We start from the raw sequence: 18,449 nt of genomic DNA, 5'->3' as shown, positions 1-18,449 counted from the left end.
ATCACAGCCGATTGATGGGTATCGCTTCGCTCAACACCATCCTACGGAGTCAGGCGTCCAGCAGCTCGGCGGCGGTTTCCAGGATGTTCTCGACGGTAAAGCCGAACTCCTCGAACAGCGCCGGGGCCGGGGCCGACTCACCGAAGGTGGTCATGCCGATGATGCGACCTTCCAGACCAACGTACTTGTACCAGTAGTCAGCATGCGAGGCTTCGATGGCGATCCGCGCACCCACTTGTACCGGCAGCACGGCCTGTTTGTAGCCGGCGTCCTGCTGATCGAACACGCTGGTCGACGGCATCGACACCACGCGCACCTTGCGGCCCTGCTCGTCCAGCTTGGCGGCAGCCTGCATGGCCAGGCCAATTTCCGAACCGGTGGCGATCAGAATCAGCTCCGGCTCGCCGGCGCAGTCCTTCAATACATAGCCGCCGCGGGCGACATCGGCCAACTGCTGAGCGCTACGCGACTGGTGCGGCAGGTTCTGCCGGCTGAAGATCAGCGCGGACGGGCCGTCGGCGCGCTCGATGGCGTGCTTCCAGGCCACCGCCGATTCCACGGCGTCGCAGGGGCGCCAGGTGTCGAGGTTCGGCGTGCCACGCAGGCTGGCCAGTTGCTCGATCGGCTGGTGGGTCGGGCCGTCTTCGCCGAGACCGATGGAGTCGTGGGTAAACACGAACAGCACGCGCTGCTTCATCAGCGAGGCCATGCGCACGGCGTTGCGCGCGTATTCCATAAAGATCAGGAAGGTCGCGCCGTACGGCACGAAGCCGCCGTGCAGGGCCACGCCGTTCATGATCGCGCTCATGCCGAACTCGCGCACGCCGTAGAACATATAGTTGCCGGAAGCATCTTCGGCGGAGACGCCCTTGCAGCCTTTCCACAGGGTCAGGTTGGAACCGGCGAGGTCCGCCGAACCACCGAGGAATTCCGGCAGCAGTGGGCCGAAGGCGTTCAGGGCATTCTGGCTGGCCTTGCGGCTGGCGATGGTTTCGCCCTTCTCGGCCACTTCCTGAATATAGGCGGCGGCTTTGGCAGCGAAATCGGCGGGCAGCTCACCGGCGACACGGCGTTTGAACTCGCTGGCCAGCTCCGGGTAGGCGGCGGCGTAGGCAGCGAACTTGTCGTTCCAGGCAGCTTCGGCGGCGGCACCAGCTTGCTTGGCGTCCCACTCGGCGTAGATATCGGCCGGAATTTCGAACGGGCCGTGGTTCCAGCCCAGGGTGGCGCGGGTCAGGGCGATTTCGTCATTGCCCAGCGGCGCGCCGTGGCACTCTTCCTTGCCCTGCTTGTTCGGCGAACCGAAGCCGATGGTGGTCTTGCAGCAGATCAGGGTCGGCTGCGCGCTCTTGCGCGCGGTGTCGATGGCGATCTTGATTTCGTCGGCATCGTGGCCGTCGACATTGCGGATCACCTGCCAGCCGTAGGCTTCGAAGCGCTTCGGCGTGTCATCGGTGAACCAGCCTTCGACTTCGCCATCGATGGAGATGCCGTTGTCGTCGTAGAAGGCGATCAGCTTGCCCAGACCCAGGGTGCCGGCCAGCGAGCAGACTTCATGGCTGATGCCTTCCATCATGCAACCGTCGCCGAGGAAGGCGTAGGTGAAGTGGTCAACGATCTGGTGGCCGTCGCGGTTGAACTGCGCGCCCAGCACTTTCTCGGCGAGGGCAAAACCCACGGCGTTGGCGATGCCCTGGCCCAGTGGGCCGGTGGTGGTCTCGACGCCCGGGGTGTAGCCGTATTCCGGGTGGCCCGGGGTGCGGCTGTGCAGCTGGCGGAACTGCTTGAGGTCTTCGATGCCGAGGTCGTAGCCGGTCAGGTGCAGCAGCGAGTAGATCAGCATCGAGCCGTGGCCGTTGGACAGCACGAAGCGGTCACGGTCGGCGAAGCTCGGGTTGCTCGGGTTGTGCTTGAGGTAGTCGCGCCACAGCACTTCGGCGATGTCCGCCATGCCCATCGGGGCACCCGGGTGGCCGCTGTTGGCTTTCTGCACGGCATCCATGCTCAGGGCACGAATGGCATTGGCTCGCTCACGACGGCTGGGCATCACTGAATCTCCTACGGGCTGCTTGGGCAACTGGGGGTCGAAAAAGGCGGCCATTTTCGCCCAGCGGAGCCTGTCGGGGCAATGACAGATGGTCGCAGGGCCAATGTTTTCTGGGCAATCGATCGACATGCACGACTCGTTCATCGCCCAGCAACAGCAATATCAAAACTTTTTGATATTGCTGTTGCTGTATGAAAAATGACCGACTAGACTGCGCCCCCTATGAATATGCGCGTGCCCCAGTTGCGTTTTGAGCCAGCCGACGAGTTGGCCGCCCTGTGCAAGGCCGGCGGTGATCCGCTGCGCCTGACCGTGCTGCGCGCGCTGGCCAACGACTCGTTCGGCGTGCTGGAGTTGGCGCAGATTTTCGCCATCGGCCAGTCGGGCATGAGCCACCACCTCAAGGTGCTGGCCCAGGCGGGCCTGGTGGCGACGCGCCGCGAAGGCAATGCGATCTTCTATCGCCGCGCGCTGGCCCAGGGCGAGTTGCTCGGCGGCACCCTGCATGCCGCGTTGCTCGATGAGATCGATGCGCTGCACCTGCCGGCGGACGTGCAGGCACGGATTGCCGAGGTGCACCAGCAACGCGCCGCGACCAGCCAGGATTTCTTCGCCCGCAGCGCCGCGAGCTTCCAGGCCCAGCAGGACCTGATCGCCGGGCTGCCGCAGTACCGCGACAGCGTACTGGCCCTGCTCGATGCGCAGGGCTTCGCCACCCAGGCCACGGCACTGGAAGTCGGCCCCGGCGACGGTGGCTTCCTGCCAGACCTGGCACGGCGCTTCCATCGGGTCACGGCGCTGGACAACAGCCCGGCGATGCTCGAACTGGCGCGCATGCGCTGCGAGCAGGAAGGCCTGGGCAACGTCGCCCTGCACCTTGCCGATGCCTTGAACGACGACTACCCGGCCGCCGACTGCGTGGTGCTGAACATGGTCCTGCACCATTTCGCCGCCCCGGCCGAGGCCCTGAAACACCTAGCGCTGCGGGTCAAACCCGGTGGCAGCCTGGTGATCACCGAGTTGTGCAGCCACAACCAGAGTTGGGCCAGGCAGGCCTGTGGCGATCTCTGGCTGGGGTTTGAACAGGACGACCTGGCCCGCTGGGCCGTCGCCGCGGGCCTGGCGTCTGGCGAAAGCCAGTACGTCGGTTTACGTAATGGTTTCCAGATTCAGGTGCGGCACTTTGCCAAGCCAGATGAACACAGCGGCCTGCGGGCCACTCTCACCCACCGGTAAAACAGGAAAACCGATAGATGAGCGAATATTCTCTCTTCACCTCCGAATCCGTGTCCGAAGGCCATCCGGACAAGATCGCCGACCAGATTTCCGATGCAGTGCTGGACGCCATCATCGCCCAGGACAAACACGCCCGTGTGGCCGTGGAAACCCTGGTCAAGACCGGCGTGGCCATCGTCGCCGGCGAAGTCACCACCAGCGCCTGGGTCGACCTGGAACAGATCGTCCGCGACGTGATCTGTGACATCGGCTACACCAGCTCCGACGTCGGCTTCGACGGCGCCACCTGCGGCGTGATGAACATCATTGGCAAGCAGTCTCCGGACATCAACCAGGGTGTCGACCGCGCCAAGCCGGAAGACCAGGGTGCCGGCGACCAGGGCCTGATGTTCGGCTACGCCAGCAACGAAACCGACGTGTTGATGCCCGCACCGATCCGTTTCTCCCACGCTCTGGTGCAGCGCCAGGCCGAAGCGCGCAAGTCCGGTCTGCTGACCTGGCTGCGCCCCGATGCCAAGAGCCAGGTCACCTGCCAGTATGAAAACGGCAAGGTGGTCGGCATCGACGCCGTGGTGCTGTCCACTCAGCACAACCCGGAAGTGTCGCTGGCCGACCTGCGCGAAGGCGTGATGGAGCTGATCATCAAGCACGCCCTGCCGGCCGAACTGCTGCACAAAGGCACGCAGTTCCACATCAACCCGACCGGTAACTTCGTCATCGGTGGCCCGGTGGGCGACTGCGGCCTGACCGGGCGCAAGATCATCGTCGACTCCTACGGCGGCATGGCCCGTCACGGCGGCGGCGCGTTCTCCGGCAAGGACCCCTCCAAGGTTGACCGTTCGGCTGCCTACGCCGGCCGTTACGTAGCCAAGAACATCGTTGCCGCCGGCCTGGCCGAGCGCTGCGAAATCCAGGTCTCCTACGCCATCGGCGTGGCTCAACCGACCTCGATCTCGATCAACACCTTCGGCACCCACAAGATCGCCGAAGACAAGATCATCCAGCTGGTGCGCGAGGTATTCGACCTGCGCCCGTACGCCATCACCAAGATGCTCGACCTGTTGCACCCGATGTACCAGGAAACCGCGGCCTACGGCCACTTCGGCCGCACCCCGGAGCAGAAGACTGTCGGCGACGACACCTTCACCACCTTCACCTGGGAAAAGACCGACAAGGTCGCCGACCTGCGCGCCGCCGCCGGTCTGTAAGCTTCGCCGCCACCACAAAAGCCCCGCCAAGTGCGGGGCTTTTGCGTGGTGGACTTCACCGATTGGCGGGCTAAAGTCCAATCCAGCGACTAGGCTCTAGGCGTTATTTCCCGAGCAAGGATGCTCCGCATGCAACGCTGGCTCGCGCCACTGCTCTTCCCGCTCACCCTCGATGCCTGGGCAGCACCCTGCCCCGACTGGCCGGCGCCACGCGCCGCGACGGAAATCGCCGCCCTCTCCGGGCAACTCGCCAGCTGGGACGACGCCTACCACCGCCAAGGTGTGTCGCTGGTCGCCGATGAACTCTACGACCAAGCCCGCGCACGCCTGGAGCAGTGGCGTCAGTGCTTTGCCGAAAGCCCCAGCGCAGCGCCTGACCCACTGGCCAGCAGCGCCGGCGGCGTAGCGCACCCGGTGGCGCAAACCGGGCTGCGCAAGCTGGCGGACAGCGCGGCGGTCAAAGGCTGGATCAAACCGCGCCACGACCTGTGGATTCAACCCAAGGTCGACGGCGTGGCGGTCACCCTGGTCTACCGTAAGGGTCGCCTGCACCAGGCCATCAGCCGCGGCGACGGACAGCGCGGTCAGGACTGGACGCACAACGCCCGACGCCTTTCGGCCATCCCGCAGACCCTCGCCAGCCAACGCGACCTGACCCTGCAAGGCGAACTCTATTGGCGCTTGGACGCACACGTGCAAGCCGTCTCCGGCGGCGGCGGCGCGCGCAGCACGGTTGCCGGACTGATGGCCCGCCAGGCCCTTGAGGCCCCGCAAGCCGCCGGCATCGGCCTGTTCGTCTGGGACTGGCCGGACGGCCCGGCCGAGATGCCGGAACGTTTACGCCAACTCGACGCGCTTGGCTTTAGCGACAGCCTGCGCTTCAGCCAGCCGATCACGCACGTCGCCGAGGCCAGCGCCTGGCGCGAGCGCTGGTACCGCGAGCCGTTGCCCTTTGCCAGCGATGGCGTGGTGTTGCGCCAGGGCACGCGACCGGCCGCCGAGCGCTGGCAGGCCGAGCCACCGCACTGGGCGGCGGCCTGGAAATACCCGGCCAGTCAGGCGCTGGCGGTGGTCCAGGCGGTGGATTTCAAGATCGGCCGCAGCGGCCGCATCACCCCGGTGTTGCGCTTGCAACCGGTCATGCTCGACGACCGCCGCATTCAATACGTCAGCGTCGGCTCGCTGCAACGCTGGCAGGCCTTGGATATTCGCCCAGGCGATCAAGTCGCCATCCGCCTCGCCGGGTTGACCATTCCGAAACTCGACAGCGTGGTCTGGCGCACCCACGAGCGCAGCGAATTGCCGACGCCGCACGCCAGCGAGTACCACTCGCTGAGCTGCTGGCGCGCAACGCCCGCCTGCACCAGCCAATTTCGCGCACGCCTGGCCTGGCTTAGCAGTAACGACGGGCTGGCCCTGCCCGGCGTCGGCCCCGGCACCTGGGACAAACTGCTCGCGGCGCAACAGCTCGACAACCTGCTCGACTGGTTGAATCTGTCCGAAGCCCAACTGCGCGACATTCCCGGTTTCGGCTCGCGTAGCGCGGCCGCGCTGAGGCAGAGTTTCGCCCTGGCCCGGCAACGTCCCTTCGGCGACTGGCTACGCGCGCTCGGCCTACCGCCAACCGGCGGCGCGGCGCTCGCCGACTCCTGGGCCGAGCTGGCGCAACGCAGCGTGCAGGACTGGCAAGACGAAGCGGGCATCGGCCCGAGCCGGGCGGCGCAATTGCACGCGTTTTTCCAACACCCGGAAGTACAGGCCTTGAGCGCTCAGCTACACGCCGCGCAGATCGATGGTTTCTGAACAGACACCACTAACAGTCCGTTGAAAAACGTAGGCGAGGCAGCCGAGACAAGGCTACGCGCCCCCGACAAAAACAGGCGAGAAACGCAGCGTAGCGGAGTAACAGCCAATGGCTGGCCCGCAGGGTGAGCGCAGCGAATCAAGCGCAGTTTACGTGCTGTAAATGAGCATTCTGAGCCTGTTTTTAACGCCGTATCGGCAACACAGGTAGTTTTTCAACGGCCTGCTAAATACCTGACTGGAAGATCAAAAAGCCCACCTATGGACCGCTAAGACAGTAAGCTTTAGCGCGTCCAAATCAGTGTTTCCCTCTCTCAATGGAGTGACCTATGGTCCAGCAATCGATCTTTACCGGCCTGGCGCTCGCCAGCGCCTTGCTCGGCAGCGCGACATTCGCCGCACAAGCCGATACCCCGCTGACCGGCTGCGCGGCCAAACGCCAAGCCATCAACGTACAGCTCGAAGAAGCCCGCCAGCACGGCAACAGCCGCCAGCAAGCCGGCCTGGAAAAAGCCCTGAGTGAGGTAGTCGCGAATTGCAGCGATGAGTCGCTGCGCCAGGAGCGGCAAGAGCAGGTGCGCGGCGCCGCACAGGAAGTCAGCGAGCGCGAGGTCGACCTGCGCGAAGCCATGGCCAAAGGCGATGCCGAGAAGATCGCCACGCGCCAGGCCAAACTGGCCGAGGCGCGTGAAGAGCTGAAGCAGGCCGAAGATCAGTTGAACCGCTGATCACGCGTGCTCAGTAGGCGCGAAACTCTTCGTGGCAAGCCTTGCAGCTGTTTTCTACCCGCTGCATGGGCGCCACCAGCTCGGCGCTGTGCAGCGGGCTCGCGGCGCTCGCCACGACCAGCGCGGCGGTGGCGCCTTCCAGCTCGCGTGCCAGCTCCTGGAACCGCAACTGACGTTGCCAAACATCGTCCTTGGCGCGGCTGTCGCCCTCATCCTTGATTTGCGGAAAGTGTTGCCACGGCGTGCGCGACAGCTGATCCAACTCGGCAGAGCCGGCGACGAAGCGCGGCGCGCTGAATGCCAGCCGCCCGCGCAGCATGCCGCCGAGGTCTTCGCTGGTGTTGAGCATCTGTTTGAAAATCGCCTGGCGCTGGCCCATCGGCGAGTTCGGGTCGACCCCGCCGCAAGCGGCAAGGGTCAGGCAGGCAAAGGCGGCGAGGGCAAGGCGTGTAGGTTTCATCGGTCTCAGGGCACGCTGAAAAAGGCCGCCAGTATCCTCACTCCGCCGGCCGAGGCCAAGCGCCGAGCATGAGCAAACATGTCCGACGCGACCGGTGACGCGCCGCACTCAGGTGCGGAAGCGGCCGAGGTGGTGATTGAGTTGCTGCACCTCGCCCTGGATCTGCGCACTGGCCTGCATCACCGTTTCCGCGTCGCCATGGGTCTGCTCGGCCAGGCTGGAAATATGCGTCACGCGCTGGTCGATATCCTGCGCCACCTGGCATTGCTCCTCGGCGGCAGTGGCGATCTGCGCGTTCATGGCGTTGATGCTGTCCACCGCGCCGACGATGCTGGCCAGCACCTCGGTGGCCTCCTGGATATGCGCCAGATTGTCGTGGGCCAGCGTGGCGCTCTGCTGCATGGCCGACACGGCCTCGCGGGCGCCGCCCTGCAAGCGCTGGATGATCGCCTGGATTTCCCCGGTCGACTGCTGGGTGCGGCTGGCCAGGGTGCGCACTTCGTCGGCGACCACGGCGAATCCGCGCCCGGCCTCGCCGGCCCGTGCCGCTTCGATGGCCGCGTTCAACGCCAGCAGGTTGGTCTGCTCGGCGATCCCGGTGATCACCTCCAGCACCTTGCCGACCCCGGCCGTCTCGTGCTCCAGGCGCTGCACCTGATCGCCACTGCGCTGCAACTGCGCGGACAGCGCCGCCACCAGCTCGGCGCTGCGGCGCACCGCGCTCTGTCCGGTTTGCGCGAATGCGTCTGCCCCGCGCGCCGACTCCGCGGCGTGGGCGGCATGCCGCGCCACCTCGGCCACCGTCGCGCTCATTTCGTTCATCGCCGTGGCCACCTGGTCGAGGTCTTCGTGCTGGCGCCGTACGCCGCCGCCCGCCGCCTGCGCCGCCGCCACCACCTCGTCGACATGCCGGCCGGTACGCCCACCGGTTTCCTTGACCTCGGCGAGCAGGCTGCGCACTTGCTCCTGCATGCGGTTGTAGCCGCTGAAGATGCGGCCGATCTCGTTGTCCTGGTGCTGCCCAGCCAGCGCCTGGGTAAAGTCGCCAGCGCCAACGCGGGTCAGCGCGCCCTGCACCGCCTGCAGGTTACCCATCAGCGGACGCAGGCCGAACTGGCGGCCAAGCACCACCAGCAGCAGGATGCCCAGCACACAGGCAAAGGCCAGCCACATCTGCGTACGCTGCATGCGCTCGGCATGCGCGGCCATCAATCCGACCGCCTTGTTGGTCTCGCGCAGCAGCTCGCTCGACTGCTGCTCCAGGCCGGCCAGCTCGACCCTCGCATCGCCATTCGCCAGACGCTCCAGCTGGGCGCGAAAGCGTTGCCAGAGGTGGCCGACCTGAGCCATCTGCGCCTGGATATCCGCAGCCTGGATGGCGCTGATATTGCGCGCCGAGTTGCCGCCGAGCAGGTCGCGATGGGCCTGGTCGAATTGCGCCATGGTCGCGTCGAGGGCGCCACGGGCGATCACCTGCTCGCGCAGCAGCAGGGCTTCCTTGGTCATCTTCTGGCTGAGCATGCGCTGCGCGCCAGCGACGCTGATGGTCTCCGGCGACACCGACATGCTCAGGTACAGCGCCACCGAAGCGGTGACCGCGAGGACGAACATCAGCGCGTAAGAAAACAGGAACTGCTGATTCAGGGTACGCAGACCGACGGTGCGCAGCAGGCGGTCGAAAAACAGGGTGGCGGACATGGCAGGCTCCTGGGCAGGCTAGGCGGGAAATCCCCGCCAAATGCCCAGGCCCAAGCAAAAACACGGCCAGGCCCAAGGCGCCTGTGGGCCGCCTTCGCCCCGCAAAATGCACCACAACGGGGCAATGACCGGCCGGTCACAAACGCTTTCGGGTCACGCCGACACCGCAAACAGGCTGATGATCAGCCCCATGCCGGCGAACCAGACCAACGAGCGCAAGGGCGCCCAGTCGGCCAGGTAACAGATGAAATACGCCAGGCGGCTGATGATGAACGCGATCGCCAGCTGGTCGAGTAAAGCCTGTTCGGCGCCACCGGCCAGGTGGGCGATGATCACTGCCGCCGCAAATGCCGGGGTGACCTCGAAACTGTTGAGCTGGGCATTATTCGCCCGCCGCCCCAGCCCTTCGAGGCTGGCCAGCAAGGCGCGCGGGTCATGGTTGTGCTTCGGGCTAAAGCCGCCGCTGACGGCCTTGGCCGTGACGGTGGACAGATAAGGCAAGAACAAGGCGATCAACACACACCAGTAGGCGACAGTCATGGCAACTCCAGAACCCAGGGGATGAGTGCGGCAGCTTGTGTCAGGCCCCTGAAAAATGCCATGACCGTGCCGCCCGCAAGGCTGGCGGCACGGCCAATTGGCCGACGGAAAACCTTGGGCTTAGGCGCCGGCATGGCTATAATCCGCAAGCTTCAAACGACCGGCTCCGCTCCGGTCGCTCCCGCCACCTGTCCGAGGGGCGCTGCAGCAGACCCTGTCACCCAGGGATTTGTCAGGCTCGGATGGGGCGTTAACCAAACGCATCAACGGCGCCCATTCGACACAAACGAATGGAGAACTCATTTATGAGCGCTGTACTGACGCCTGCCGGTTTTACCGACTTTAAAGTCGCCGATATTTCCCTGGCTGCCTGGGGCCGCCGCGAAACCATCATCGCCGAATCGGAAATGCCCGCCCTGATGGGCCTGCGCCGCAAATACGCCGGCGAGCAGCCGCTCAAGGGCGCGAAGATCATCGGCTGCATCCACATGACCATCCAGACCGCCGTGCTGATCGAAACCCTGACCGCGCTGGGTGCCGAAGTGCGCTGGTCGTCGTGCAACATCTTCTCGACTCAAGACCAAGCCGCTGCCGCCATCGCCGCCGCCGGCATCCCGGTATTCGCCTGGAAGGGCGAGACCGAAGCAGAGTACGAGTGGTGCATCGAGCAGACCATCCTCAAGGATGGCCAGCCGTGGGATGCCAACATGATCCTCGACGACGGCGGCGACCTGACCGAGATCCTGCACAAGAAATACCCGCAGATGCTTGCGCGCATCCACGGCGTTACCGAAGAAACCACCACCGGCGTACACCGCCTGCTGGACATGCTGGCCAAGGGCGAGCTGAAGATCCCGGCGATCAACGTCAACGACTCGGTGACCAAGAGCAAGAACGACAACAAATACGGCTGCCGTCACAGCCTGAGCGACGCGATCAAGCGCGGCACCGACCACCTGCTGTCCGGCAAGCAAGCGCTGGTCATCGGTTACGGCGACGTCGGCAAGGGCTCGGCGCAGTCGCTGCGTCAGGAAGGCATGATCGTGCGCGTCACCGAAGTCGACCCGATCTGCGCCATGCAAGCGTGCATGGACGGCTTTGAGGTGGTTTCGCCGTTCATCGACGGCATCAACGACGGCAGCGAAGCCAGCATCGACACTCAGCTGCTGGGCAAGATCGACCTGCTGGTGACCACCACCGGTAACGTCAACGTCTGCGACGCCAACATGCTCAAAGCGCTGAAGAAGCGCGCCGTGGTGTGCAACATCGGCCACTTCGACAACGAGATCGACACCGCATTCATGCGCAAGCACTGGGCCTGGGAAGAGGTCAAGCCGCAGGTGCACAAGATCCACCGCAGCGGTGCCGGCAGCTTCGATCCGCACAACGACGACTACCTGATCCTGCTGGCCGAAGGCCGCCTGGTGAACCTGGGCAACGCCACTGGCCACCCGAGCCGGATCATGGACGGTTCGTTCGCCAACCAGGTGCTGGCGCAGATCTTCCTGTTCGGCCAGAAGTACGCCGACCTGAGCCCGGCACAGAAGGCCGAGCGCCTGACCGTGGAAGTGCTGCCGAAGAAGCTCGACGAAGAAGTGGCCCTGGAAATGGTCAAAGGCTTCGGCGGCGTCGTCACCCAACTGACCAAGACCCAGGCCGAGTACATCGGCGTAACCGTGGAAGGCCCGTTCAAGCCGCACGCTTACCGCTACTAAGCAACCGAGGCGTAGGGTGGACATGCCGAAGGCTTGTCCACCTTCTTGAGCATGACGGTGGACAAGCTGCGCACGTCCACCCTACGAACGTGGAAACTCTTTATGTCCCAAGAACGCCGTTACAGCTTCGAGTTCTTTCCGACCAAGACCGAAGCCGGGCACGAAAAACTGCTGAACGTGGCGCGCCAACTGGCCAGCTACAATCCGGATTTCTTCTCCTGCACCTACGGTGCCGGTGGTTCCACCCGCGACCGCACGCTGAACACCGTGCTGCAACTCGATGGCGAGATCAAGGTGCCGACCGCACCGCACCTGTCCTGCGTCGGTGACAGCAAGGCCGAGCTGCGCGAGCTGCTGGCCCTGTACCAGAACGCCGGGATCAAACGCATCGTCGCCCTGCGTGGCGACCTGCCGTCCGGCATGGGCATGGCCAGCGGCGAGCTGCGCTACGCCAACGAACTGGTCAGCTTCATTCGCCAAGAGAGCGGCGACCACTTCCATATCGAAATCGCCGCTTACCCGGAGATGCATCCGCAGGCACGCAATTTCGAGGACGATATCGCCAATTTCGTGCGCAAGGCCCGGGCCGGCGCCGACAGTGCGATCACCCAGTACTTCTTCAACGCCGACAGCTACTTCTACTTCGTCGAGCGCGTGCAGAAACTCGGGGTGAATATCCCGGTGGTGCCCGGCATCATGCCGATCACCAACTACAGCAAGCTGGCGCGCTTCTCCGACGCCTGCGGCGCGGAAATTCCACGCTGGGTGCGCAAGCAACTGGAGGCTTACGGTGACGACATCGAGAGCATCCAGGCCTATGGCGAGCAGGTGATCAGCGAGATGTGCGAACGTCTGCTGCAAGGCGGCGCGCCAGGGCTGCACTTCTACACCCTGAACCAGGCCGAGCCGAGCCTGGCGATCTGGAATAACCTCAAGCTGCCACGCTGAGTGCCGCGCCAGAGCTATTGCACGGCGCATGCCGCACCCGCGCGTTGCGGGTCGCGGCACTTGTCCAGCGCCGGCTGGTCACAACGCGCGACGCGAAAGCCGGCACCCAGGCTGTTAGGCTCAGCGCCACGACGCCCTCGCGCCACACCCGCAGCAAGCACTTCTTCGGCCACGGACACAGGCCGCCAGGCTCCTCGAGCACGGCTTGCGCGGTATCACCTTCATGGAGCGCCACATGACCGCACGAAAAACCACCAACGCCTCAGTCTCGCCCAAAGGCAGCCTGGAAACCCTTTCGCAACGCGAAGTGCAGCAGCTGCGCGAAACCGGCTCCGGCAGCGTGTACGGGCTGTTCCGCCAGTGCGCCCTGGCGATCCTCAATACCGGCTCGCACAGCGATAACGCCAAGACCATCCTGGAAGCCTACCCGGACTTCGAGATCCGCATTCATCAACAGGATCGCGGCATTCGCCTGGAGCTGCTGAATGCGCCCGCCGATGCCTTCGTCGACGGCGAGATGATCGCCAGCACCCGCGAGATGCTGTTCAGCGCCCTGCGCGACATCGTCTACACGCAGAGCGAGCTGGAAAACCAGCGGGTCGATTTCGGCAGCTCGCAGGGCATCACCGACTACGTGTTTCACCTGCTGCGCAACGCCCGCACCCTGCGCGCCGGCGTGGAGCCGAAGATCGTGGTGTGCTGGGGCGGCCACTCGATCAGCAGCGAAGAATACAAATACACCAAGAAAGTCGGCCACGAACTGGGCCTGCGCGGCCTGGACATCTGTACCGGCTGCGGCCCGGGGGTGATGAAGGGGCCGATGAAAGGCGCGACCATCTCGCATGCCAAGCAGCGTAATGTCCGCGGCCGCTACCTGGGTCTGACCGAGCCGGGGATCATCGCCGCCGAAGCGCCCAACCCGATCGTCAACGAGCTGGTGATCCTGCCGGACATCGAAAAGCGCCTGGAAGCCTTCGTGCGCGTCGGCCACGGCATCATCATCTTTCCGGGCGGCGCCGGTACGGCCGAAGAGCTGCTGTATTTCCTCGGCATCCTCATGCACCCGGACAACCAGAACCTGCCCTTCCCGCTGATCCTCACGGGGCCGAAGCGCGCTGCGCCGTACTTGCAGCAGTTGCACGAGTTCATCGGCGCGACCCTCGGCGAGACCGCCCAGCAGCGTTACACGATCATCCTCGACGACCCGGAGCGGGTGGCGCAGGAAATGGCCCAGGGCATCAAGGCGGTCAAGCAGTTCCGCCGCGAGCACGATGACGCCTTCCACTTCAACTGGCTGCTGAAGATCGACGAAAGCTTCCAGCACCCCTTCGCCCCGACCCACGCCAACATGGCCAGCCTCAAGCTGACGCGTAACCAGCCCGTGCATGAGTTGGCCGCGCATTTGCGCCGTGCGTTCTCCGGCATCGTCGCCGGCAACGTCAAAGACCAGGGCATCCGCCTGATCGAACAGCACGGCCCTTATGACATCAACGGCGACCGCGACATCCTGCAACCGCTGGATCTGCTCCTGCAGGCATTCGTCGACCAGCACCGCATGAAGCTGCCGGGCAACAGCGCCTACGTGCCGTGCTACCGGCTAGCCAAGTAAGACCACCGACGGCGGCGCCAGCCAAGACCCTGGCGCCGCCGCATGCCGCGACGCGTTTTTTGCGATCTGCATCACACAACACCGACATGCGACCCATGAGTCACTACTCAAAGCGGGTGAGCCTGGATAACCTGGCGATATGCCATTATTCAAGCGTCAAATACTCGTCGCACTATTCCTGATCGGCCTGAGCCTCGCTGCGCAGGCTCAGCCCCTGCGCATCGTCAGCGAAGCCTGGGCGCCGTACATCTATGAAGAAAACGGCGAACTGCGCGGCCTCGACTACGACACCGCGCACATCGTCCTGCAACGCCTGGGCGTCGAAGCCGAGTGGCAACTGCTGCCGTGGAAGCGTTGCCTGGCAGCGCTGGAACAAGGCCAGGCCGACGCGATTCTGGATATTTTCCGCACCGAGGAACGCCAGGCCACGATCGTTTTCCCCGACGAGCCGATGTCGCAGGTCGAGTTCGTGCTGTTCTACGCCAAGGCGCGGCCCTACCCCTACCAGCGCCTCAAGGACCTGCAAGGGCTGAAGGTCGGGGTTTCCGCCGGCTACTGGTATGCCAACCCGGAATTTCGCGAGTCCGAGCTGTTTACCCGCGAACCGGCGCCGAGCCATGCGGCCAATTTCGGCAAGCTGCTGCGTGACCGCGTCGACCTGGTGATCAACGACAAACGCGGCGGGCACTTCCTGATCGCGCAGATGGGCCTGGACGACGCGATCGCCCACCATCCGCGCGTCGTCAGCCGCGACGCGCTCTACCTCGGCCTGCGCCGCGATGCCGGGCTGGCCCCATTGGCCCAACGTTTCAGCCAGGCATTGCGCCGTTTCAAGCGCGAGCCGGCCTACGCCGCCCTGATCGCGCGCTATAGCGCGCAACGTGCGGCGCCACCGACCGCCGACCTGCGCTAAACCGTTAAGCAGCCGACAGCTGCGCAATAGCTGCGCTCTGTTATACTCCGGCCTTCCCGCCAGGCTTGCGCCCGGATGCTAGCCCCAGAGGCCAGTAGTACCGGACGGGATTGCGCGCCCCACGCGCGATTCAAGCCAGGCAATACACCCCATAGGGCTGCGCCCTCACTAGACAGGATTACACATGTCCTTTGCCTCCCTCGGTCTCTCCGAGGCATTAGTCCGTGCGGTCGAATCCGCCGGCTACACCCAACCCACTCCGGTGCAACAGCGGGCCATCCCCGCCGCGTTGCAAGGTCGCGACCTGATGGTGGCGGCCCAGACGGGTACAGGTAAGACAGGTGGTTTTGCCCTGCCGATCCTCGAGCGACTGTTCCCCAACGGTCACCCGGATCGCGAGCACCGCCATGGCCCGAAACAACCGCGCGTGCTGGTGTTGACCCCAACCCGCGAGCTGGCCGCCCAGGTGCATGACAGCTTCAAGCTGTATGCCCGCGATTTGAAATTCGTCAGCGCCTGCGTGTTCGGCGGCGTTGGCATCAACCCCCAGGTGCAAGCCCTGGCCAAGGGCGTCGACGTCCTGGTGGCCTGCCCCGGCCGCCTGCTCGACCTCGCCGGACAAGGCAGCGTCGACCTGTCGCACGTGGAAATCCTGGTGCTCGACGAAGCCGACCGCATGCTCGACATGGGCTTTATCCATGACGTGAAGAAGGTCCTCGCGCGCCTGCCGAGCAAACGCCAGAACCTGCTGTTCTCGGCGACCTTCTCGAAAGACATCACCGACCTGGCCGGCAAACTGTTGCACAACCCGGAACGCATCGAAGTCACGCCGCCGAACACCACGGTCGAGCGCATCGAACAGCGCGTATTCCGCTTAGCGGCCAGCCACAAACGCGCCCTGCTCGCCCACCTGATTACCGCCGGCGCCTGGGAACAGGTGCTGGTGTTCACCCGCACCAAGCACGGTGCCAACCGCCTGGCCGAATACCTCGACAAGCATGGCTTGCCGGCCGTGGCGATTCACGGCAACAAGAGTCAGAACGCACGCACCAAGGCCCTGGCCGATTTCAAGGCGAACCAGGTGCGCATCCTGGTCGCCACCGACATCGCCGCACGCGGCCTGGACATCGACCAGTTGCCGCATGTAGTCAACTTCGAGCTGCCCAACGTCGAGGAAGACTACGTGCACCGCATCGGCCGTACCGGCCGGGCCGGGCGTAGCGGCGAAGCGATCTCGCTGGTCGCGCCGGACGAAGAAAAGCTGCTTAAGGGCATCGAACGGATGACCAAGCAGAAGATCCCCGATGGCGATCTGCTCGGTTTCGACGCCAGCAAGGTCGAAGCGGAGCGTCCGGAAGTGCGTGAGCCGCAGAAGCCACGCCCACCGCGCGGCGGCAGCCCCAGCGGCGAACGCCACGGTGGCGGCCGCAAGGACAAGGGCAAAGACACCGGCAAGGACCACGGTCGCGCCAAGCCCCAGGGCGGCCGCACGCAACAGCCACGTGGCACGGCCCGTGCTGCCGCGCCGGCGGTGCCTGCCTTGCCTCCGGATCGCGCGCCGGACGAGTTCCGCGATGATGAAATCGATAATTTCGGCAACCGTGCCGACTATGTCAGCCCGAACCAGAACAAGCAGCAGAACCGTGGCCGTCGGCCCGGTGCGCCTGCTTCCGGCCCGAGCGCCAGCAATGGCGTTGGCCAAGGCGCGCGCCCGGCTAAACCCCCGCGCAGCAATGGCAGCGGCGCAAGTGCTGGCGCGGGTGCACAAGGCCGTCGTCAGGGCGCTGGTGGCCAAGGCGGCCAGGGCCGTAACGGCTCCGGTCGGGCGCGTCCGCCGCGCGATACCCGCACCACCTCGCTGAACCGCGACGAGCTGCCACGCCAGGAAGCCGCCGTGAAAAGCCCGCGCGACAAGCAGCCGGTGATCGTGCACAAGGGCTCGCGCCTGGACCGCTTCCCGACGCCGGAGCAACTCGACGAACTGTCGAACGCCCGGCCGCGCGGCGAGAAGCCGGCCCTGCTGACGCGTAACCGCGAAGAGTCCTAGTCAGCTAGCCGGATACAAAAACGCCGCCCATTGGGCGGCGTTTTTGTTTGTGCAGAGTCAGCGCTGTGGATCACGCCATCGACATGGGTATCGCTGCGCTCAGCGGAGCGCCGCCCGCCCCATCCTACTTGCGCACGCCTTCCACCGAGATGATCAGCTCTACTTCCTGGGAAGCCGGGCCGAGGTCTTTCTGGATGTCGAAGTCTTTCAGCTTCAGTGTGGTGCTGCCTTCAAAACCCGCGCGGTAGCCACCCCACGGATCATCACCCTGACCAATGAACTTGGCGGCGATGACTACTGGTTTGGTAACGCCGTTGAGGGTCAGGTTGCCGGTGATATCGGCAGCGCCTTCGCCGGTGGACTTCACCGAGGTGGACTCAAAGGTGGCGGTCGGATTTTTGCTGACGTTGAGGAAGTCAGCGCTGCGAATGTGCTTGTCGCGCTCGGCATGGTTGGTGTCGACGCTGGTGGTGTTCAGCGTCACGCTGACCTTGCTCGCCTCGGGGTTCTTGTCGTCGAAGCTGAAGCTGCCGTCGAAGTCCTTGAACGTGCCGTACAGCCAGCTGTAGCCGAGGTGGCTGATCTTGAAATTGACGAACGCGTGCTGGCCTTTTTTGTCGATCGCGTAGTCGGCAGCCATTGCCTGGCCGGCGCCGAACAGAACGGAACCGAGTGCCAGTGCGGCGAGGGTTTTCTTCAACATGGGCATTCTCCTTATGAGGGTGTACGGGTCGGCACGTGGACCATTCCACGCACCAGGAACAAAACGGCCTGCTAGCGGCCGAGCATCCGCGCCAGGGTACGGTCGCGGTCGATAACGTGGTGCTTCAGCGCTGCCAGGCCATGCAGGCCGGCAACAATAACCAGGGCCCAGGCCAGGTACTCGTGCACCAGGCCGGCAATGTCTTCCTGGTCGGGAATGCTGGTGAGGGTGGCCGGCACGCTAAACCAGCCGAATACCTCGATAGCGCGGCCATCGGCGGTGGATATCAGGTAGCCGGAGAGCATCAGCACAAACAAGCCGACGTACAGGAAGGCATGGCCGAACTTGCTGCCCAGGCGGGTCAGCCGGCCATGATTCGGCAGGCTGGCCGGCAGCGGGCTGAGCCAGCGCCAGAGCATGCGCCCGAGCATCACCACGAACAGTAAAATGCCGAGGCTCTTGTGAATGTCCGGCGCCGTTGTATACCAGCTGCTGTAGTAATCCAGGCCGACCATCCAATAGCCAAGGCCGAACAGACCGAACACCGCAACAGCCACCAACCAATGCAGGAAAATACTAACCGCACCATAGCGGGCGGAGGAATTGCGCAATTGCATCGAGATGCGTTCCGTAAAAACGATGGAAACAAGACTAGCGACAAACCTATCGATTAAAAGCGGAAATTTCCGCTTTTAATCATCGATCAGCTCGATATTAAAGCCAGATATTTCCACCAGAGAAATTAGGCTAGCGCGCCCTCGATAAGTTCAGCAGCCAGCCTACCAGCGGCATTC

The 18,449-nt window shown here is 64.5% G+C and carries 15 protein-coding genes and 1 riboswitch; of the genes, 9 read left to right on the top strand and 6 right to left on the bottom strand.

Annotated elements, in window-relative coordinates:
- Positions 1-49: 49 nt before the first annotated feature.
- Positions 50-2,047: a transketolase gene (gene tkt / locus B3M58_RS20580; RefSeq protein ID WP_296222059.1), complete on the bottom strand. Its 1,998-nt coding sequence runs from the start codon at positions 2,045-2,047 to the stop codon at positions 50-52.
- A 222-nt stretch (positions 2,048-2,269) separates the two neighbouring features.
- On the opposite strand from tkt, the gene B3M58_RS20575 reads away from it, so the two are divergent.
- The 4 genes from B3M58_RS20575 to B3M58_RS20560 all read left to right on the top strand — a co-directional run bounded on the left by B3M58_RS20575 (position 2,270) and on the right by B3M58_RS20560 (position 7,022).
- Positions 2,270-3,283, top strand: coding sequence for an ArsR/SmtB family transcription factor (locus tag B3M58_RS20575; RefSeq protein WP_296222057.1), 1,014 nt, complete (start codon positions 2,270-2,272; stop codon positions 3,281-3,283).
- A 17-nt stretch (positions 3,284-3,300) separates the two neighbouring features.
- Positions 3,301-4,491 carry a methionine adenosyltransferase gene (gene metK / locus B3M58_RS20570; protein ID WP_296222056.1) on the top strand — a complete coding sequence of 397 codons (1,191 nt, stop codon included), beginning with the start codon at positions 3,301-3,303 and terminating at the stop codon, positions 4,489-4,491.
- Between the two features lie 120 nt (positions 4,492-4,611).
- A complete protein-coding gene (gene ligB / locus B3M58_RS20565) occupies positions 4,612-6,294 on the top strand; it encodes an NAD-dependent DNA ligase LigB (RefSeq protein ID WP_414704116.1) in 1,683 nt (560 codons plus the stop codon).
- Positions 6,295-6,623: 329 nt separating this feature from the next.
- Entirely contained in the window at positions 6,624-7,022 is a 399-nt protein-coding gene (locus tag B3M58_RS20560; RefSeq protein WP_296222052.1) for a DUF1090 domain-containing protein, read from the top strand.
- A 10-nt stretch (positions 7,023-7,032) separates the two neighbouring features.
- On the opposite strand, the gene B3M58_RS20555 is transcribed toward B3M58_RS20560, so the two are convergent.
- From B3M58_RS20555 to B3M58_RS20545, 3 genes are all read right to left on the bottom strand, one after another.
- Entirely contained in the window at positions 7,033-7,482 is a 450-nt protein-coding gene (locus B3M58_RS20555; RefSeq protein ID WP_296222049.1) for a c-type cytochrome, read from the bottom strand.
- Between the two features lie 108 nt (positions 7,483-7,590).
- Positions 7,591-9,180 carry a methyl-accepting chemotaxis protein gene (locus B3M58_RS20550; protein WP_296222047.1) on the bottom strand — a complete coding sequence of 530 codons (1,590 nt, stop codon included), beginning with the start codon at positions 9,178-9,180 and terminating at the stop codon, positions 7,591-7,593.
- A 153-nt stretch (positions 9,181-9,333) separates the two neighbouring features.
- Complete coding sequence (locus tag B3M58_RS20545) at positions 9,334-9,720, bottom strand: MAPEG family protein (RefSeq protein ID WP_296222045.1); 387 nt, start codon at positions 9,718-9,720, stop codon at positions 9,334-9,336.
- 188 nt (positions 9,721-9,908) lie between these two features.
- Positions 9,909-10,002: riboswitch (S-adenosyl-L-homocysteine riboswitch) on the top strand.
- A gap of 23 nt (positions 10,003-10,025) precedes the next feature.
- On the opposite strand from B3M58_RS20545, the gene ahcY reads away from it, so the two are divergent.
- The 5 genes from ahcY (at position 10,026) to B3M58_RS20520 (ending at position 16,952) form a co-directional block, all read left to right on the top strand.
- The gene (gene ahcY, locus B3M58_RS20540; protein ID WP_296222043.1) at positions 10,026-11,435 is read left to right on the top strand and encodes an adenosylhomocysteinase; all 1,410 of its coding nucleotides are present in this window, start codon (positions 10,026-10,028) and stop codon (positions 11,433-11,435) included.
- A 102-nt stretch (positions 11,436-11,537) separates the two neighbouring features.
- Positions 11,538-12,383: a methylenetetrahydrofolate reductase [NAD(P)H] gene (gene metF, locus B3M58_RS20535; protein ID WP_296222041.1), complete on the top strand. Its 846-nt coding sequence runs from the start codon at positions 11,538-11,540 to the stop codon at positions 12,381-12,383.
- Between the two features lie 235 nt (positions 12,384-12,618).
- Positions 12,619-13,992 (top strand): nucleotide 5'-monophosphate nucleosidase PpnN, encoded by a 1,374-nt coding sequence (gene ppnN / locus B3M58_RS20530; RefSeq protein ID WP_296222039.1) that lies wholly within the window; start codon positions 12,619-12,621, stop codon positions 13,990-13,992.
- A 139-nt stretch (positions 13,993-14,131) separates the two neighbouring features.
- Positions 14,132-14,905, top strand: a complete 774-nt coding sequence (locus B3M58_RS20525; protein ID WP_296222038.1) for a substrate-binding periplasmic protein — start codon at positions 14,132-14,134, stop codon at positions 14,903-14,905.
- Between the two features lie 184 nt (positions 14,906-15,089).
- On the top strand, positions 15,090-16,952 hold the full coding sequence (locus tag B3M58_RS20520; RefSeq protein ID WP_296222036.1) for a DEAD/DEAH box helicase: 1,863 nt from the start codon (positions 15,090-15,092) through the stop codon (positions 16,950-16,952).
- Between the two features lie 124 nt (positions 16,953-17,076).
- Here the strand turns inward: B3M58_RS20520 and B3M58_RS20515 are convergent, their stop codons facing one another.
- Complete coding sequence (locus B3M58_RS20515; RefSeq protein ID WP_296222035.1) at positions 17,077-17,655, bottom strand: YceI family protein; 579 nt, start codon at positions 17,653-17,655, stop codon at positions 17,077-17,079.
- Between the two features lie 71 nt (positions 17,656-17,726).
- A complete protein-coding gene (locus tag B3M58_RS20510) occupies positions 17,727-18,272 on the bottom strand; it encodes a cytochrome b (protein WP_296222034.1) in 546 nt (181 codons plus the stop codon).
- Between the last annotated feature and the right edge of the window lie 177 nt (positions 18,273-18,449).

The organism is Pseudomonas sp. UBA2684 (genome assembly GCA_002354655.1).
Classification (GTDB): Bacteria; Pseudomonadota; Gammaproteobacteria; order Pseudomonadales; family Pseudomonadaceae; genus Aquipseudomonas.
Note: the sequence above shows the minus strand (reverse complement) of the source record. Positions and strands in the feature narration are given on the sequence as shown.

What these genes read in the sequence shown, in the direction of transcription:
- ppnN (WP_296222039.1), top strand. Translation starts at nt 12,619, where the DNA reads ATGACCGCACGAAAAACCACCAACGCCTCAGTCTCGCCCAAAGGCAGC.
- metF (WP_296222041.1), top strand. Translation starts at nt 11,538, where the DNA reads ATGTCCCAAGAACGCCGTTACAGCTTCGAGTTCTTTCCGACCAAGACC.
- ahcY (WP_296222043.1), top strand. Translation starts at nt 10,026, where the DNA reads ATGAGCGCTGTACTGACGCCTGCCGGTTTTACCGACTTTAAAGTCGCC.
- ligB (WP_414704116.1), top strand. Translation starts at nt 4,612, where the DNA reads ATGCTCCGCATGCAACGCTGGCTCGCGCCACTGCTCTTCCCGCTCACC.
- metK (WP_296222056.1), top strand. Translation starts at nt 3,301, where the DNA reads ATGAGCGAATATTCTCTCTTCACCTCCGAATCCGTGTCCGAAGGCCAT.
- B3M58_RS20575 (WP_296222057.1), top strand. Translation starts at nt 2,270, where the DNA reads ATGAATATGCGCGTGCCCCAGTTGCGTTTTGAGCCAGCCGACGAGTTG.
- B3M58_RS20520 (WP_296222036.1), top strand. Translation starts at nt 15,090, where the DNA reads ATGTCCTTTGCCTCCCTCGGTCTCTCCGAGGCATTAGTCCGTGCGGTC.
- B3M58_RS20550 (WP_296222047.1), bottom strand. Translation starts at nt 9,180, where the DNA reads ATGTCCGCCACCCTGTTTTTCGACCGCCTGCTGCGCACCGTCGGTCTG.
- B3M58_RS20515 (WP_296222035.1), bottom strand. Translation starts at nt 17,655, where the DNA reads ATGTTGAAGAAAACCCTCGCCGCACTGGCACTCGGTTCCGTTCTGTTC.
- tkt (WP_296222059.1), bottom strand. Translation starts at nt 2,047, where the DNA reads ATGCCCAGCCGTCGTGAGCGAGCCAATGCCATTCGTGCCCTGAGCATG.
- B3M58_RS20525 (WP_296222038.1), top strand. Translation starts at nt 14,132, where the DNA reads ATGCCATTATTCAAGCGTCAAATACTCGTCGCACTATTCCTGATCGGC.
- B3M58_RS20555 (WP_296222049.1), bottom strand. Translation starts at nt 7,482, where the DNA reads ATGAAACCTACACGCCTTGCCCTCGCCGCCTTTGCCTGCCTGACCCTT.
- B3M58_RS20560 (WP_296222052.1), top strand. Translation starts at nt 6,624, where the DNA reads ATGGTCCAGCAATCGATCTTTACCGGCCTGGCGCTCGCCAGCGCCTTG.
- B3M58_RS20510 (WP_296222034.1), bottom strand. Translation starts at nt 18,272, where the DNA reads ATGCAATTGCGCAATTCCTCCGCCCGCTATGGTGCGGTTAGTATTTTC.
- B3M58_RS20545 (WP_296222045.1), bottom strand. Translation starts at nt 9,720, where the DNA reads ATGACTGTCGCCTACTGGTGTGTGTTGATCGCCTTGTTCTTGCCTTAT.